We start from the raw sequence: 14670 nt of genomic DNA on the forward strand, positions 1-14670 counted from the left end.
GGTGTTCGGCCGCTTTTTCTTCGGCCCTGTGGTGGGGGCCCTGTCCTGCCGAGAACCCATCTTCGCACTTGTTGCCGGACGGCGGGACGCGGGGCCGGTGTGTGAGACCGGGCGATCGTCCGTACGGGCGGGTAACACCGGCGTACGAACCTACGGATTTCGTCGAGAGCGCAACGGCCCCCGGGAGCCTCCCGGGGGCCGTGACGTTCGGGACGGGCCCGAGGGGACGGTCAGAGCTCGCCGTCGGCTGTGCGCTCCGCCAGCTTCACCAGCGTGCGGACCGCGGAGCCCGTGCCGCCCTTGGGGGTGTAGCCGTACGGCGCACCCTCGTGGAAGGCCGGGCCCGCGATGTCGAGGTGGGCCCAGGTGATGCCCTCGCCGACGAACTCCTGCAGGAACAGACCGGCGACCAGGCCGCCGCCCATCCGCTCACCCATGTTCGCGATGTCCGCGGTCGGGGAGTCCATGCCCTTGCGCAGGTCCGCCGGGAGCGGCATCGGCCAGGACTGCTCGCCGACCTCCTCGGCGATCTCGTGGATCGCGGTGCGGTAGTCGTCGTCGTTGGCCATGATGCCGAAGGTGCGGTTGCCCAGGGCCAGCACCATCGCGCCGGTCAGGGTCGCGACGTCGACGATCGCGTCCGGGTTCTCCTCCGAGGCCCGGGTGAGGGCGTCGGCGAGGACGAGCCGGCCCTCGGCGTCGGTGTTGAGGACCTCGACGGTCTTGCCGCTGTACATGCGCAGCACGTCGCCGGGGCGGGTGGCCGAGCCCGACGGCATGTTCTCGGCGAGCGCCAGCCAGCCGGTCACGTTGACGGCCAGGCCGAGGCGGGAGGCGGCGACGACGGCGGCGAAGACGGCGGCGGCGCCGCTCATGTCGCACTTCATCGTCTCGTTGTGGCCGGCCGGCTTCAGGGAGATGCCGCCCGAGTCGTAGGTGATGCCCTTGCCGACCAGGGCGAGGGTCTTCTCCGCCTTCGGGTGGGTGTAGGCGACGCGGACCAGGCGCGGGCCGCGGACGGCGCCCTGGCCGACGCCGAGGATGCCGCCGAAGCCGCCCTTGACGAGCGCCTTCTCGTCGAGCACCTGCACCTTGAGGCCGTGCTCCTTGCCCGCCGCGGTGACGGCGGCGGCGAACGTCTCGGGGTAGAGGTCGTTCGGCGGCATGTTGATCAGGTCGCGGGCGCGGTTGATCTCCTCGGTGACCGCCTGCGCGCGCTCGGCGGCGGCCTTGAAGGCCTTGTCGCGCGGCTTGGCGCCGAGCAGGGCCACCTCGGCCAGCGGCTTCTTCGCGTCCTTGCCGTTCCTGGCCTCCTGGTACGCGGTGTAGGCGTACGCGCCGAGCAGCGCGCCCTCGGCGATCGCCTCGGCGTCCTCGGGGGCGGTGACCGGCAGGGCGAACGCGGCCTTCTTGGCGCCGTTCAAGGCGCGGGCGGCGGTGCCGGCGGCGCGGCGGAGCGCCTCGGCGCCGTACGCCTCGCCGTCCTCGGGGGCGGAGCCCAGGCCGACGGCGAGCACGACGGGGGTCTTCAGACCGGCGGGGGCGGGCAGCTTGATGGCCTCACCCTCGGCACCCGCGGCGCCCAGGGTCTCCAGGACGGCGGCGAGCCTGCCGTCGAACGCCTTGTCCACGGCCTCGGCGCCGGGGGCGACGACCAGGCCCTTGCCGGACTTCGCGACACCGACGACGAGGGCGTCGGCGCGCAGCGTCGCGGCCCCGGCTGTGCTGAGAGTGAGAGCAGTCACGGTGGTGAAATCTCGCTTCCATTGAGTTCTGTGGCGGTCGAGGGATGGGCCGACCATGCCCGCCGCATCGTATTTCGGCCCGGAGAGCGCCGAGAACGAGCCTACGCTCGCTCTACGTGTTCGCTCACGGCGACGGTGATTCACTCATCCGTGGTGTCTCTTTCACGTTTACCCCTCAAGGTCGGAGAGCTCGTCCACACTCGCCTCATTCGCGCAAGGGCGGCAGCCGCCCCTTTGCACCATCCGCAACATCTCCACGGGTCCTTCGCATTCGACGGGCCCGTCGAGGGGGGACACCACCGATGGACTCTGCTGGATCCCGCACGCCCCGAACCTCGGCCTCGGGCCTGGGGCGTACGCCCAGGACCGCCGCGCTGATCGCGGCCGCGCTCCTCGCCACCGTCGTTCCGACGGCGGGCGCGAGCGCTGCCGCACCGCCGGTCCCGCGGATCGACCTGACCGTCCTGGTCGTCGACGACGGAGGCGGCGCGGTGGAGGCGATCACCGCCGAGCTGCGCTCCACCGGTGTCCCGTACCGCCGGGTCGATCTGGCCGATTCCGGCCGTCCGGTCATCGATGCGGCCTTCCTCAGCGACACGGTCTCGGGGCGCCCCCGCGCCAAGTACCAGGGCGTCGTCCTGCCCCACGAGGCCGCCTTCGGCCCCGACTCCGCGGAGCAGGCCGCGCTCACGGCGTACGAGAAGAGCTTCGGCATCCCGCAGGTCGACGCCTACACCTGGGCCCACCCCGGTGTCGGGCTCGACTACACCAGCGACGGGGGCTTCTCCGGCCCCCTCGACGGAGCCGCCGCCGCCGTCACCGCCGTCGGCAGGACCGGCGCCTTCCGCTACCTGGACGGACCGGTCACCTTCGAGGACAACGACCCGTCGATCTCCGAGAGCTACGGCTACGCGGGCCGTCCGCGCGAGGGCTTCACCAGCCTCCTCGACATCCCCGTCGACGGCGGCGGACGGGCCAGCCTCATCGGCGAGTACGCCCACGACGGCCGGCGCGAACTGGTCGTCACCTTCGCCTACAACCAGTACCAGCGGCAGTTCCGCGTGCTCGCGCGCGGCATCGTCGAGTGGCTCACCCAGGGCGTCCACCTCGGGCAGAACCGGAACTACTTCTCCGTCCACGTCGACGACGTCTTCGCCCCCGACGCCCGCTGGGACACCACGCGGAACTGCACCCCCGGCGACTTCGACTGCCCCGGAGGCGACGGCGAGGCGGGCGAGAACCCGGTCCGGATGACCGCCGACGACGCCGCGTACGCCGCCGCCTGGCAGAAGTCCGCCGGCTTCACCATGGACATGGTCTACAACGGAGGCCAGGGCGAGCAGTGGAAGACCGAGCACGGCGGCACCGACCCGCTCGCCGCCCGGCTGATCGCCGACCGCGCCCAGTACCGCTGGATCAACCACACCTACACCCACCCCTTCCTGGGCTGCGTGCAGGACAACAGCACCGTCCCCTGGCAGTGCGCGAAGACCGCGGCCGGAGCCACCCAGTGGACGAGCCGGAGCACCATCTCGGCGCAGATCCGCGACAACCACAACTGGGCCGTCGCCAAGGGCATCTCCGTCGACCGCACCGAACTCGTCACCGGCGAGCACTCCGGCCTCAAGACCTCGCCGCAGCAGACCGTCGACAACCCCAACCTGTCCGGGGCGCTCTCCGACAACGGCGTGAAGTGGATCGCGAGCGACAACTCCCGCGAACCCCAGCAGCGCGCCGTCGGAGCCGCGAAGACCGTCCCGCGCCACCCCATGAACGTGTACTACAACGTCGGCACGGCCGCCGAGATGGCCGACGAGTACAACTGGGTGTACACCTCGCGGGCCCACGGCGGCAGCGGGATCTGCGAGTCCAACCCGGCCTCCACCTGCCTGCCCGCCCCGCTCGACACCGCCACCGGGTACGCCACCCACATCGTCCCGCAGGAGGCCCGCACGGCCCTCTCCCACGTGGTGGCGAACGACCCCCGCCCGCACTACGTCCACCAGTCCAACCTCGCCGAGGACCGCATCCTCTACCCCGTCCTCGACCGGGTCCTGGCCGACTACCGGGCCCTGTTCGCCGACAACACCCCGCTGGTCAACCCGCGCCAGCGTGACGTCGGCACGGAGCTGGACCGCCGCACCTCCTGGGACCGGGCGCTCGCGGCCGGCCAGGTCACCGCGTACCGCATCGGCGAAACGGTCACGGTGAAGGCGCCTTCCGGGGTGACCGCCCCCGTCACCGTCCCCGAGGGAACCCGCAAGCAACTCCTGCTCGGCACCGCGGCGTTCGGGACGCCCTACGCCGGAGCGCGCTCGGCCTGGACCGGCCCCGAGGCGCTGCAGTCCACGACCACGCTCAAGCTCCCGACCGCCTGACCACGTGCCCGTACGTTCTGGGGGAAACGAACATGCCGAGCAGTGGCCGTCACGTCACCATGCTCACGGAAGGCACCTATCCGCACGTCCACGGGGGAGTGAGCACCTGGTGCGACCAGCTCGTCCGGGGCATGCCCGAGGTCGACTTCCAGATCCTCGCCCTCACCGGCAGCGGCCGCGAACCCGTGACCTGGGAGCTGCCGCCGAACATCTACCGGCACACCGCCTTCCCGCTCTGGGGCACCGCCCCGGAGCGGGGGCGGGCCCCGCGGGGGCGTGAGCGCCGCCGGTTCGTCGACACCTACGAGCGCTTCCTGCTCTCCATCCTCGACCCCGGCTCGGGCTGCGACTTCGGCGAGAGCCTCTACGCCCTCGCCGAACTGGCCCGGCGCGGCGGCCTCACCGCCGCCCTGCGCTCCGAGCGCGTGCTGCGCTCGCTGATGTGGATCTGGACCATGCCGCATCTGCCGACGGCAGCCGCCCGGCCCACCGTCCACGACGCGCTCACCGCCACAGACCTGCTCGAACACGCGCTGCGCCCGCTCGCCGCCCGGATACCCGACGACAGCGTCGCGCACGCGGTCTCCAGCGGACTCGCGACCCTGCCGGCGCTGACCGCCCAGCACTTCGAAGGAGTGCCCTTCCTGCTGACCGAACACGGCATCTACCTGCGGGAGCGGTACCTCGGCTACCGCACCGAGGCCCAGCGCTGGCCGGTCAAGGCCCTGATGCTCGGCTTCTACCGCGAGCTCAACACCCTCGGCTACCGCAAGGCCGACCTGATCACCCCGTGCAACCAGTACAACCGGCGCTGGGAGGAGCGCGGCGGCGCTCCCGCGGACCGGATCCGGACCGTCTACAACGGCGTCGACCCGGCCGCGTTCCCCGACGCCGGCCCCGAGCCGGAGGTCCCCACGCTCAGCTGGTGCGGCCGCGTCGACCCCATCAAGGACCTGGAGACGCTGATCCGGGCGTACGCCATCACCCGCGCCGAACTGCCGGAGCTGCGGCTGCGGTTGTTCGGGCCGGTCCCGGCGGGCAACGAGGACTACCTGACCCGTCTGGAGAAGCTCGCCGCCGAGCTGGGCGTGACCGACGGCATCACCTTCGAGGGGCGGGTCTCCGACGTCGCCCGCGCCTACGCGGCCGGAAGCGTGGTGATGCTCTCGTCGATCAGCGAGGGCTTCCCGTTCTCCCTGATCGAGGCGATGTCCTGCGGCCGGGCCACCGTCTCCACCGACGTCGGCGGCGTCCGGGAGGCCGTCGGCGACACCGGACTGGTCGTCCCGCCCCGCGAGCCCGCCGTGATGGCCGCGGCCGTCACGGAGCTGCTGCGGGACGGGGCGCGCCGGGCCGAACTGGGTCGCATGGCCCGGCAGCGGGTCGTCGACCGGTTCACGCTGCACCGCTCGGTGGACGGCTTCCGCCGGATCTACCGCGAGCTCGCCGGCCGGCCCGTCCACACCGCGCCCGAGGCGGAGGACTGGACGGCGCTCCTCACCGACCCCTGGCGCCAGGAACTCGTGGGCGGAGGCTCCCTGTCATGAGCGGCTCCCTCTGGCTGAAGAACGGCACGATGCGCGACACCCTGCCCGCGATCCCACGGCAGCGCGTGGACGACACCCCGCACGGCACGGCGTACGCCGACGATCCCGTCGGCGAACTCGCCGACCGCCTGAGCGCGTTGGCGGCCCACGCCGTGCACCCGGACGAGATAGCCGCGATCCTGGAGTCCGACGGCATGACGGACGACCACATACGGCTCACCTACGGCCGCGCCGACTCCTTCGCCCTCGCCGAGGACATCTACGCGCGCGTGGAGCGCCACCACCCCGGGCCCGAGGCCGCGCCCGCGGGCCCGTGGCACATCGGGCTCACCGGCTGTCTGCTGCGCGGTCTCGTCTTCGCGCTGCCCGGGCTCGCCTACGTCCTGGGAGCCCCGCTCCTGGGCGGGGCGAGCACCACCCCGCTGATCGCGGGGGCCGTGGCCGGGTGGGTCTGGAACCAGGCCCTCTCCCACCGCGCGTACTCCTGGCTCGGTCTGGGCGATCCCCAGGCCGCCGCCAGGGCCCTGCTCCTCGGCGCTCCGGCGGGCGCTCTCCTCGGCTCCGCGGTCGCGTTCGCGGCCGCGGAGCCCGGCGAGTGGCCGGCCGTGGTGTTCGCGGCGGGGCAGGCTCTCTACCTGGGCGCCGCGACCGTCCTGCTCGTCCTCGGCCGCGAACGCGCCCTGCTCTGCGCGCTGTCACCGCTCCTGGGGGCCGTGCCCGCGTTCTGGTACGACCTCCCCGACCCGTTCAGGGCCGGTCTGCCGGCCCTCTCCCTGGCGGCCGCGATCACCTTCGCGGCGGCGGTGCTGCGCCCGGGGCACCTGCGGCGGCCCCGCTCGGGTCCCCCGCTGGCCGCCTCCCTCCCGTACGGCCTGTTCGGCCTCGGCACCGGACTCCTGGTGCTGTACGCGGGGACCGGCGACGCCCTCGTCACGGGCGCGGGGCCCGTGGTCGCGCTGACGCTCTCCATGGGGCCCGCCGAGTGGCTGCTCCACCGGTTCCGCCGTGTCAGCCTCGCCCGGCTGCGCACGCTCACCACGGCCCGCGCCTTCCGGCGGGCCGCGGCCGGGAACCTCGTCCACTGCCTCGGTGCCTACCTCGTCGTCCTCCTCGCCCTGGCCGCCGTCGGCACCCTGCTGTGGCCGGGAGCCGAGGCGCTGGGCGGCGCACGGCTGCTCGGTCTCGTGCTGGTCGGGGTCGTGCTCTGGCTCGGCCTGCTCCTGCAGGCCTTCGGCGCGGTGCGCAGCGCGGCCGCCGTGTGCGTGGCCGCCGCCGCGACCCAGACCCTCGTACCGAGTGCGGGCCCGGCCGTCTCCGCCGTGGCCGCGGCCGTCCTCGCCGTCCTGACGTGCGTGCTCCTCGTCCGCCCGACCGCCCACCGCGCCTGAGGAAGTCCGTGATCCCCTCCAGCCCCTCCCTGCTCGTACCGTTCTACGAGCACCCCGCCGACCGGCCAGAGGAATGGGACGCCGTGGTCGCGGCCGCGCCGTCCCTGTACGGCGTCGTCCTCAACCCCGCGAGCGGCGCGGGGACGGCCCCGGACCCCGGCTTCGCCGTCGTCGCCGAACGGCTCCGCGCGGCCGGGGTCCGGGTCCTCGGCTACACCGACACCGCCTACGGGCGGCGCCCGCACGGCGAGGTCGTCGGCGAACTGCTGCGCCACCGCGACTGGTACGGAGCGGACGGAGCCTTCCTCGACCAGGTGCCGACCGCGCCCGAGGCCCTCGCCCATGTCCGTCGCATATCCGTCGCCGCCCGCGCCGCGGGCGCCCGCACCCTGGTCCTCAACCACGGCGCCCATCCCGACCCGGGCTACGCCGAACTCGCCGACCTGCTGGTCACCTTCGAGGGCCCCTGGGACTCCTACCGGGGCCTCGATCTTCCGCTCGCCGACCACTACTGCCACCTGGTCTACGCGGCCCCGCGCGGCGCGCTCCCGACGACCCGCGTCCACTGTGCGGTCCCCGGCACGGGTTCCCACCCCTGGGGCACCCTTCCGCACGCCCTCGCCCGGAAGCCCGACCCGGCGCCGGCCGGATAGGGGGCGCGCCTTCTGCCGGCGACGGACACCGCTCAGGACGTGGGGACCGTGCCCAGGGTCAGGGCGACGAGCACCACCGTGGCCGTCACCTCCTCCACCGCCCCGAACACGTCGCCCGTCACCCCGCCGAACCTCCGCACACAGCGCCGCAGCAGCAGGGCCGCCGCGGCGAGACCCGCGCCCGCCGCGAGGACGTGGCGCAGGGCGTCGTAGGGGGAGAACAGCGCCCCGGCCGCGGCGCAGGTCACCAGGACGGCCGCGGTGACGAGTGACGCGGCGCGGGCCGGGACGGTGGCGGCGACCATCGCACCCAGGCCCTCGGGGCGGGCCGCCGGGATGCCCTCGCGGGAGGCGTGGGTGAGGGCGAGCCGGGCGACGGCCGCGGCGAGGACGGCGCCGACCGCGCCGTACGCCCAGCCCTCCTCGTACAGCCGGTACAACGCGCCGACCTGGGCGAGGAGGACGAAGAGCAGCACGATCACACCGAACGGACCGATGTCCGACTGCTTCATGATGCGCAGCGCGTCCTCGGCCGGCTTCGCGCTGCCGAGCCCGTCCGCCGTGTCCGCGAGTCCGTCCAGGTGCAGGCCGCGGGTCAGCAGGGCCGGCACGGCCGCCGTGGCGACGGCGGCGAGCAGCGGGCCGGAGCCGAGCAGCAGGAGCACCCCGCCGGGCGCGGCCGCGAGCAGCCCGACCACGAGGCCCGCGAACGGGGCCCACAGCATGCCGGCGCGCGCCGCGTCCCTGTCCCAGCGGGTGATGCGGGCGGGGAGCACGGTGAGGGTGCCGAAGGCAAAACGCAGGCCGTCCATCCGGGCAGGGTAGGCCAGCCCCTCAACCTGTAAATTGCGCATATCGCGTATACGGTGCAAATCCGAAGCAGGTGGCATGGGTCACTGGTTCTACCGAAACTTCGTCGAGCCGGGAAAGCTCCCGCTGCTCATCGCCCTCTTCTCGTTCGTGGTGACGTTCCTGGTCACACGGACGATCGTGCGGATGATCCGGGCGGGGAAGGGCCCGTTCGGCAATGTGGAGTCCGCCGGCGGACTCCACATCCACCATGTCGTACCGGGCGTCGTCCTCACCGTCGTCGGCGGCTTCGGGGCCGTCGCCAGCGGCCGGGAGGGCGTCACCGCCTGTGTCTTCGCGGTGGTCTTCGGGGTCGGCGCGGGGCTCGTCCTGGACGAGTTCGCGCTGATCCTCCACCTCGACGACGTCTACTGGAGCGACCAGGGGCGCAAGAGCGTCGAGGTCGTCGTCCTGACCGCCGCCCTGGTGATGCTGGTCCTCGGAGGCTTCTCGCCGCTGGGCGTCAACGAACTGACGCCGGACCAGCGGCAGAACCGGGGCACGTTCATCCTCACGCTGCTCGTCAACTTCCTCTTCGTCCTGATCACCCTGGTGAAGGGGAAGTTCCGGCTGGCGGTGCTCGGGACCCTGGTGCCGTTCGTGGCGATCGTCGGGTCCGTCCGCCTCGCCCGGCCCGGCTCCTGGTGGTCCCGGCGCCTCTATCGGCGCCGTCCCAAGGCCCGGGCCCGCTCCCGGCTGCGCACCTATCGGCACGACCGGCGCTGGGACAAGGTGCGGCGCAGACTTCAGGACGTGATCGGCGGCTTCCAGGAGCGGGTGCCGGGCCGCAGCTCCGGATCGGGGTCCGACGGCGGCGGCTGACGGCGCTCCCGCCAGGACTCGACCGCCATGAGCGCCAGCACGGCGGCGATCGCCGCGAGGTGTTCCTTGCCCGCCAGGTTCGTCTTGACCAGGACCTCCACCACCATGGCGACGACCACGAGCGCCCCGGTCCACCGGGCCCGGTAGCGCCCGCAGACGTACACGGCGAGGCCGACGACGGCCGCCGACGGGCCGGTGTCGACCACCTGCGCGTCGGAGGCGGGCAGCCCCAGCGGGCCGTCCGGACCGAGGGCGATGCCGACGCGCGCGTACAGCGTCCCGGCCAGCGTCGCGAGAGAGGCGATGGCGAGGGTACGCCACCGCCCCAGGCATATCTCGGCGATGCCGAAGACCAGCAGCAGCTGCGCGAGCGCGCCCCACACCGGCAGGTCGAGCGCCGGCACGAAGAGGGAGAGCGGGGTGCGCAGCAGGGCGAGCCAGAGCGGGTCCTCGGCCCGGACCGAGCCGATGTTCTGGACCGGCTGGTATCCCCAGTCCTGGTTCTGCACGAGCTGGAAGAGCGCCGTGAGGCAGACGGCGCCCAGCGTCATCGGCACCGCCCGCCACCGCCGGGTCACGAGCGCGGTCCGTACGGCGGAGTGCAGCGGCCCCCACTCGCGGCGGGCGAAGTCCGTGAGTGCGGACCTCACCGCTTGCCCTCCAGGTGCTTGCGGTGCATCCACTTCGGCAGGCCGGGGGCCTCCAGGAAGCCCTCGGCGCGTCCGGCGGCCAGGCCGATGCGCAGCAGGTCGGCGCTCTTCTCGAAGAGCATGAAGCGGGGCTCCCAGATCGGTCGGTACTTGGCGTTGGCGCGGTACAGCGACTCGATCTGCCACCAGCGGGAGAAGAAGCTGAGGAGGGAACGCCACATCCGCAGCACGGGTCCCGCCCCGAGCTTCGAGCCACGTTCGAAGACGGAGCGGAACATGGCGAAGTTGAGTGAGACCTGAGTGATCCCGATCTCCTCGGCGCGCTGGAGGAGCTCGATGACCATGAACTCCATCAGGCCGTTCTCCGCGTCCCGGTCACGGCGCATCAGGTCGAGCGAGAGGCCCTTGGGGCCCCAGGGGACGAAGGAGAGCACCGCCCGCAGCGCCCCGGTCTCGTCGCTGCACTCCAGCATCACGCAGCGGCCGTCCCGGGGGTCGCCGAGCCGGCCGAGCGCCATGGAGAAGCCGCGTTCGGTGGTCCCGTCGCGCCAGTCGTCGGCCTTGCGGAGCAGCTCGTCCATCTCGTCGGCGGGGATGTCCTCGTGGCGCCGGATCCGGACCTCGTAACCGGCCCGCTTCACCCGGTTGTACGCCTGCCGCACGGTCCGCATGGCCCGGCCGTCGAGGGTGAACTCGTCGGTCTCCACGATCGCCTCGTCGCCCAGCTCCAGGGCGTCCAGGCCGTGCCGGGCGTAGACGGTGCCAGCCTCCTCGCTCGCGCCCATGACGGCCGGGATCCAGCCGTGTTCGCGGGCCTCGGCCAGCCACGGCTCGATGGCGCCGGGCCAGGCCTCGGGGTCGCCGATCGGATCACCCGAGGCGAGCGAGACCCCGCCGACGACCCGGTAGGCGATGGCGGCCTTCTCGCTGGGGGACCACACCACGCTCTTCTCGCGCCGCAGCGCGAAGTAGCCGAGCGAGTCGCGTTCGCCCTGCTTCTCCAGGATGTGACGCAGCCTCTCCTCGTCCTCGTCCGTGAGCGGGTCGACCGCCCGGCGCGAGCGGAACGCCGCGTAGAGGACGGCGATGATCAGTAGCGTGGAAAGCACGTTGATGGCGACGTCGACCCAGCCCGGGGTGGCGATCCCGTCGAAGCGCGAGTCGTCGGCGGCCAGGGTGATCAGCCGCATGACGCCGTACCGCCAGCGCTCGAGGAACGTCGAGGTGCCCGCCGAGGTGTTGGTGACGGTCACCAGGAACGAGGCGAGCAGCGAGGTGACCAGGAGCCCGCCGACCGCGACGACCGCGGCGAGCAGCGGGTTGGAGCGGTCGCCCTTGGCGTAGAACTCCTTGCGGCCGAGGACCAGCGCGAGGACGAACGCGGCCGTCAGGGTGAGCGAGACCCAGTTCTGGGGGTGCTCCCGGATCTCGGCGAAGGCCATGGCCAGGGCGAAGAGCAGCAGGAAGAGGCCGCTGAGGACGATGTTGAGGATCCACGCGGCGCGCTTGCGGCGGCGCATGGTGATCGCCAGGAAGAGCGTGAAGACGCCCGAGGCGAAGCCCGCCGTCAGCAGGTAAGGGGTGAAGTAGTCGTCGGTGTTGTGCCGACGGAGGTCCTGGCCGAGCGAGACCCAGACGGCGCTCAGGAAGTTGATGAACGTGACGGCGCGCAGGTACCAGACGGCGAACGCGGCGCTGCGCCGCGAGCGCGGGGTGGTGCCCCGGGGCGTTCCTTCGGCGGACAAACGGACCTCTCCCATGAAAAGCGATCATATGGGGCATCGCTCGCCATGGCGGGGCGACGGAAGCGGCCGTCCGCCCGATGGGGGTCCCCCAGGACGGAGTCCGCGGGGGGAGACCGCACGGGAGGACCGCTTCCGGCGCCGTGATCCGTCTAGCCCTCCTCGTCGGGCGCGCCGACCGGCGCGTCCTCCGGAACGGTCTTCTCCGGACGCTCGGGCAGCTCCGCCGCCAGCGCGGCGGCGGCCCGGACGAGAGGCAGAGCGAGCAGTGCCCCGGTTCCCTCGCCCACAGTGACGCCGTGATCGAGCAGCGGGTTGAGCGCCATCCGGTCCAGCGCCTTCGCCTGCGCCGGCTCACCGCTCACCTGGCCCGCCAGCCACCAGTCCGGAGCCCGGAACGCCGCCCGCTGCGCCACCAGCGCGCAGGCCGCCGCCACCACACCGTCCAGGATCACCGGCGTCCGGCGCACGGCGCTCTGCAGCAGGAAGCCCGTCATCGCCGCCAGATCCGCCCCGCCGACCGCGGCGAGCAGCTCCAGCTGGTCGCCCAGGACCGGCCGTGCGCGCCGCAGCGCGTCACGGACCGCCGCGCACTTGCGCATCCACGCCAGGTCGTCGATGCCCGCGCCACCCCGGCCGGTGACCACCGAGGCGTCCGTCCCGCAGAGGGCCGCGATCAGGGTCGAGGCCGGCGTCGTGCCGCCCACGCTCAGATCGCCGAGCACGACCAGATCGGTCCCCGAGTCGGCCTCCTCGTCGGCGATCGCCATGCCGAGCCGGATCGCCGCCTCGGTCTCCTCGGCGGTCAGCGCGTTCTCGAGGTCGATCCGGCCGGTGCCGCGTCGCACCCGGTGCCGTACGACCTCGGCGGGCAACAGCTCCGGATCGCAGTCGAGGCCGGCGTCCACCACCCGTACCGGCACCCGCGCGCTACGGGCCAGCACCGCCACCGGGCTCGCCCCGTCCAGCACCGCACGGACGAGCTCGTGCGCGGTCCCGGCCTCACGGCCCGACACCCCGAGCGAGGCCACCCCGTGGTCGCCCGCGAAGAGCACCACCTTCGGCTGCTCGATCGCCCGCACCTCGACCGACCCCTGCGCCGCCGAGAGCCACTCGCCGAGTTCGTCGAGGCGGCCGAGCGCACCGGGCGGAACGATCAGACGCTCCCGGCGTTCCTCGGCGTCACGTCGCACCCCGCCGTCGGGGCGCTCGATCAGATCGGAGAAGTCGTCCAGGTTCAAGGCTCTTCCTCGTGACGTCGGTCGGCGATGGAATGGGTGATCGAACCCTACCCGCGCAGCACCAGCGCCTGGCCGGAGACGACGAGGAGCACCTGCTCGCACTCGTCGCCGAAGGCCGCGTTCAGCCGGCCCAGCTCGTCCCGGTACCGCCGACCCGACGCGGTGGCCGGCACGACCCCCGACCCCACCTCGTTGGTGACGGCGACGACCGTACGGGACGTGGCGCGGACCGCCGCCACCAGCTCCCCGACCCGCTCGCGCAGTGCCTCCTGCCCGCCGTCCGCCCACCGCTCCTCGTCCCAGGCGCCCACCCGGTCCATGGCGTCCGTCAGCCAGAGCGACAGACAGTCGATCAGCAGCGCCGGACCCCCGTCCTCCCGCAGCAGCGGTACGAGATCACAGGTCTCGGCCGTACGCCACGAGCCCGGCCGCCGGTCCCGGTGCAGGGTCACCCGCTGCGCCCACTCCGGGTCGCCCTCGCGCGTCCCGCCGGTCGCCACGTACAGCACCTCGGGGAAGGTCTCCAGACGGCGCTCGGCCTCCACCGACTTGCCCGACCGCGCCCCGCCGGTCACCAGCGTGCGACGCGGTACGTCGGGCACGGCGTGGTACTCGCCGACGTACAGGGTCGTGCCGTCCGGCACCGTACGCGCCCCGGCGGCGGCGAGCCGGCGGTCCAGCTCGGCACCGTTCGGCACGGCGTGGTCGAGGTGGACGGCGATCACGTCGGTGCTCGCCCCGACCGCCCCCGTCGACCGCAGCCGGGCCAGCGCGTCCGACCGGCCCGTGACGTCCATGACGACCATGTCGTACGGCGGCCGGTGATCGTCCGGCAGGCCGGCGGGGGAGCCGCCGGGCGGGAGGTAGAGCAGCCGCTCGCCGTCCGGCGAGGTCACCTCGTACCCGGTGCCGGGCGAGTCCATCGACACGGCCCGCACCCGGTGCCCGCTGATCAGCGTCAGCTCCCGGCCGTCCGGCACCCGCCCGGCCGCGGGCAGCCCGGCGGGCACTTCCACCGCGGGCCCGTCATGCGGATGCGTGAGGAGCACCTGCCGTACGCCGACCAGCGAATGCCCGGCGCGGGCGGCCGCCAGTGCGGCCCCGGGCGTCAGATCGAGCAGCAGCGACTCGTCCACGAGCAGCGAGGTGGCCGCCCGCGCCCGGTCGCCGCGGGAGGACGCGCACACGGCGCAGGGACATTCGGGGCGGGGGAGCCCGAGCGGGGCGCCGGTGCCGAGCAGAGTCAGTTCCACCCCTTGATCCTCCCGCGTCGCCGCAAGGGGTGCGCGCCCGGCTACGCTGCGGGCAGGAAACCGATCATCCGGTGAACCTCAGGAGGCGGACATGGCATGGACGTGGCGGTTCGAGAAGGCCGACGGCTCGGAGACGGCTCCCGCGGTGGAGCCGGAGGACTGGACCACTCAGGGCGACGCCGAATCCTGGATCGGTGAGGTCTGGAAGGAGCTCCTGGAGGGCGGAGTCGAGCAGGTGACCCTCTTCGAGGACGACGGGAAGATCTACACGATGTCGCTCACGAGCGCGGCCGAGGCCTAGGCCGCCGCGTAGAGACGCCGAGGCGGTCCGGACCCGAGGGCCCCGGACCGCCTTTGTCGTGTCCGCGCGGGCCAGGGCCCGCGGTGCCGGGGCCACCCCTC

Annotated in this window: 12 protein-coding genes; 6 read left to right on the plus strand and 6 right to left on the minus strand. The window is 73.2% G+C overall.

Going from position 1 to position 14670, the window contains the following annotated elements; translation table 11 throughout:
- Window positions 1-230: 230 nt before the first annotated feature.
- Window positions 231-1745, minus strand: coding sequence for a leucyl aminopeptidase (locus ACF1G2_RS09755; protein WP_391797771.1), 1515 nt, complete (start codon window positions 1743-1745; stop codon window positions 231-233).
- Window positions 1746-2047: 302 nt separating this feature from the next.
- Here ACF1G2_RS09755 and ACF1G2_RS09760 point away from each other — a divergent pair, with 302 nt between their 5' ends.
- From ACF1G2_RS09760 to ACF1G2_RS09775, 4 genes are read left to right on the plus strand one after another with little or no spacing between them, the layout of a single operon-like run.
- Window positions 2048-4123 carry a hypothetical protein gene (locus tag ACF1G2_RS09760; RefSeq protein ID WP_391797772.1) on the plus strand — a complete coding sequence of 692 codons (2076 nt, stop codon included), beginning with the start codon at window positions 2048-2050 and terminating at the stop codon, window positions 4121-4123.
- Between the two features lie 32 nt (window positions 4124-4155).
- Complete coding sequence (pelF, locus tag ACF1G2_RS09765) at window positions 4156-5670, plus strand: GT4 family glycosyltransferase PelF (protein ID WP_391797773.1); 1515 nt, start codon at window positions 4156-4158, stop codon at window positions 5668-5670.
- Window positions 5667-7058 (plus strand): hypothetical protein, encoded by a 1392-nt coding sequence (locus ACF1G2_RS09770; protein WP_391797774.1) that lies wholly within the window; start codon window positions 5667-5669, stop codon window positions 7056-7058. The genes pelF and ACF1G2_RS09770 overlap by 4 nt, the downstream gene beginning before the upstream one ends.
- A gap of 8 nt (window positions 7059-7066) precedes the next feature.
- Complete coding sequence (locus ACF1G2_RS09775) at window positions 7067-7711, plus strand: spherulation-specific family 4 protein (protein WP_391797775.1); 645 nt, start codon at window positions 7067-7069, stop codon at window positions 7709-7711.
- Between the two features lie 32 nt (window positions 7712-7743).
- Here the strand turns inward: ACF1G2_RS09775 and cobS are convergent, their stop codons facing one another.
- Window positions 7744-8523, minus strand: a complete 780-nt coding sequence (gene cobS, locus ACF1G2_RS09780) for an adenosylcobinamide-GDP ribazoletransferase (RefSeq protein ID WP_391797776.1) — start codon at window positions 8521-8523, stop codon at window positions 7744-7746.
- Between the two features lie 76 nt (window positions 8524-8599).
- Here cobS and ACF1G2_RS09785 point away from each other — a divergent pair, with 76 nt between their 5' ends.
- Window positions 8600-9382, plus strand: coding sequence for a hypothetical protein (locus ACF1G2_RS09785; RefSeq protein WP_391797777.1), 783 nt, complete (start codon window positions 8600-8602; stop codon window positions 9380-9382).
- Here ACF1G2_RS09785 and ACF1G2_RS09790 read toward each other — a convergent pair.
- The 4 genes from ACF1G2_RS09790 to ACF1G2_RS09805 all read right to left on the minus strand — a co-directional run bounded on the left by ACF1G2_RS09790 (window position 9307) and on the right by ACF1G2_RS09805 (window position 14268).
- Complete coding sequence (locus tag ACF1G2_RS09790) at window positions 9307-10032, minus strand: hypothetical protein (protein WP_391797778.1); 726 nt, start codon at window positions 10030-10032, stop codon at window positions 9307-9309. The two genes, ACF1G2_RS09785 and ACF1G2_RS09790, sit on opposite strands and share 76 nt — an antisense overlap.
- A complete protein-coding gene (locus ACF1G2_RS09795) occupies window positions 10029-11792 on the minus strand; it encodes a phosphatidylglycerol lysyltransferase domain-containing protein (protein ID WP_391797779.1) in 1764 nt (587 codons plus the stop codon). The genes ACF1G2_RS09790 and ACF1G2_RS09795 overlap by 4 nt, the downstream gene beginning before the upstream one ends.
- Before the next feature lie 134 nt (window positions 11793-11926).
- Window positions 11927-13015 (minus strand): nicotinate-nucleotide--dimethylbenzimidazole phosphoribosyltransferase, encoded by a 1089-nt coding sequence (gene cobT, locus ACF1G2_RS09800; RefSeq protein ID WP_391797780.1) that lies wholly within the window; start codon window positions 13013-13015, stop codon window positions 11927-11929.
- A 47-nt stretch (window positions 13016-13062) separates the two neighbouring features.
- A complete protein-coding gene (locus ACF1G2_RS09805) occupies window positions 13063-14268 on the minus strand; it encodes a bifunctional adenosylcobinamide kinase/adenosylcobinamide-phosphate guanylyltransferase (RefSeq protein WP_391797781.1) in 1206 nt (401 codons plus the stop codon).
- A gap of 91 nt (window positions 14269-14359) precedes the next feature.
- Here ACF1G2_RS09805 and ACF1G2_RS09810 point away from each other — a divergent pair, with 91 nt between their 5' ends.
- Window positions 14360-14569 carry a hypothetical protein gene (locus ACF1G2_RS09810; protein ID WP_352189339.1) on the plus strand — a complete coding sequence of 70 codons (210 nt, stop codon included), beginning with the start codon at window positions 14360-14362 and terminating at the stop codon, window positions 14567-14569.
- The last annotated feature ends 101 nt before the right edge of the window (window positions 14570-14670 follow it).

It is taken from the genome of Streptomyces sp. NPDC013457 (genome assembly GCF_043089925.1).
Taxonomy (GTDB): Bacteria; Actinomycetota; Actinomycetes; order Streptomycetales; family Streptomycetaceae; genus Streptomyces.

Excerpts from the sequence above, each read along its gene's own strand:
- ACF1G2_RS09810 (WP_352189339.1), top strand. The coding sequence starts at position 14,360 with ATGGCATGGACGTGGCGGTTCGAGAAGGCCGACGGCTCGGAGACGGCT.
- cobS (WP_391797776.1), bottom strand. The coding sequence starts at position 8,523 with ATGGACGGCCTGCGTTTTGCCTTCGGCACCCTCACCGTGCTCCCCGCC.
- pelF (WP_391797773.1), top strand. The coding sequence starts at position 4,156 with ATGCCGAGCAGTGGCCGTCACGTCACCATGCTCACGGAAGGCACCTAT.
- ACF1G2_RS09785 (WP_391797777.1), top strand. The coding sequence starts at position 8,600 with ATGGGTCACTGGTTCTACCGAAACTTCGTCGAGCCGGGAAAGCTCCCG.
- ACF1G2_RS09795 (WP_391797779.1), bottom strand. The coding sequence starts at position 11,792 with ATGGGAGAGGTCCGTTTGTCCGCCGAAGGAACGCCCCGGGGCACCACC.
- ACF1G2_RS09760 (WP_391797772.1), top strand. The coding sequence starts at position 2,048 with ATGGACTCTGCTGGATCCCGCACGCCCCGAACCTCGGCCTCGGGCCTG.
- ACF1G2_RS09770 (WP_391797774.1), top strand. The coding sequence starts at position 5,667 with ATGAGCGGCTCCCTCTGGCTGAAGAACGGCACGATGCGCGACACCCTG.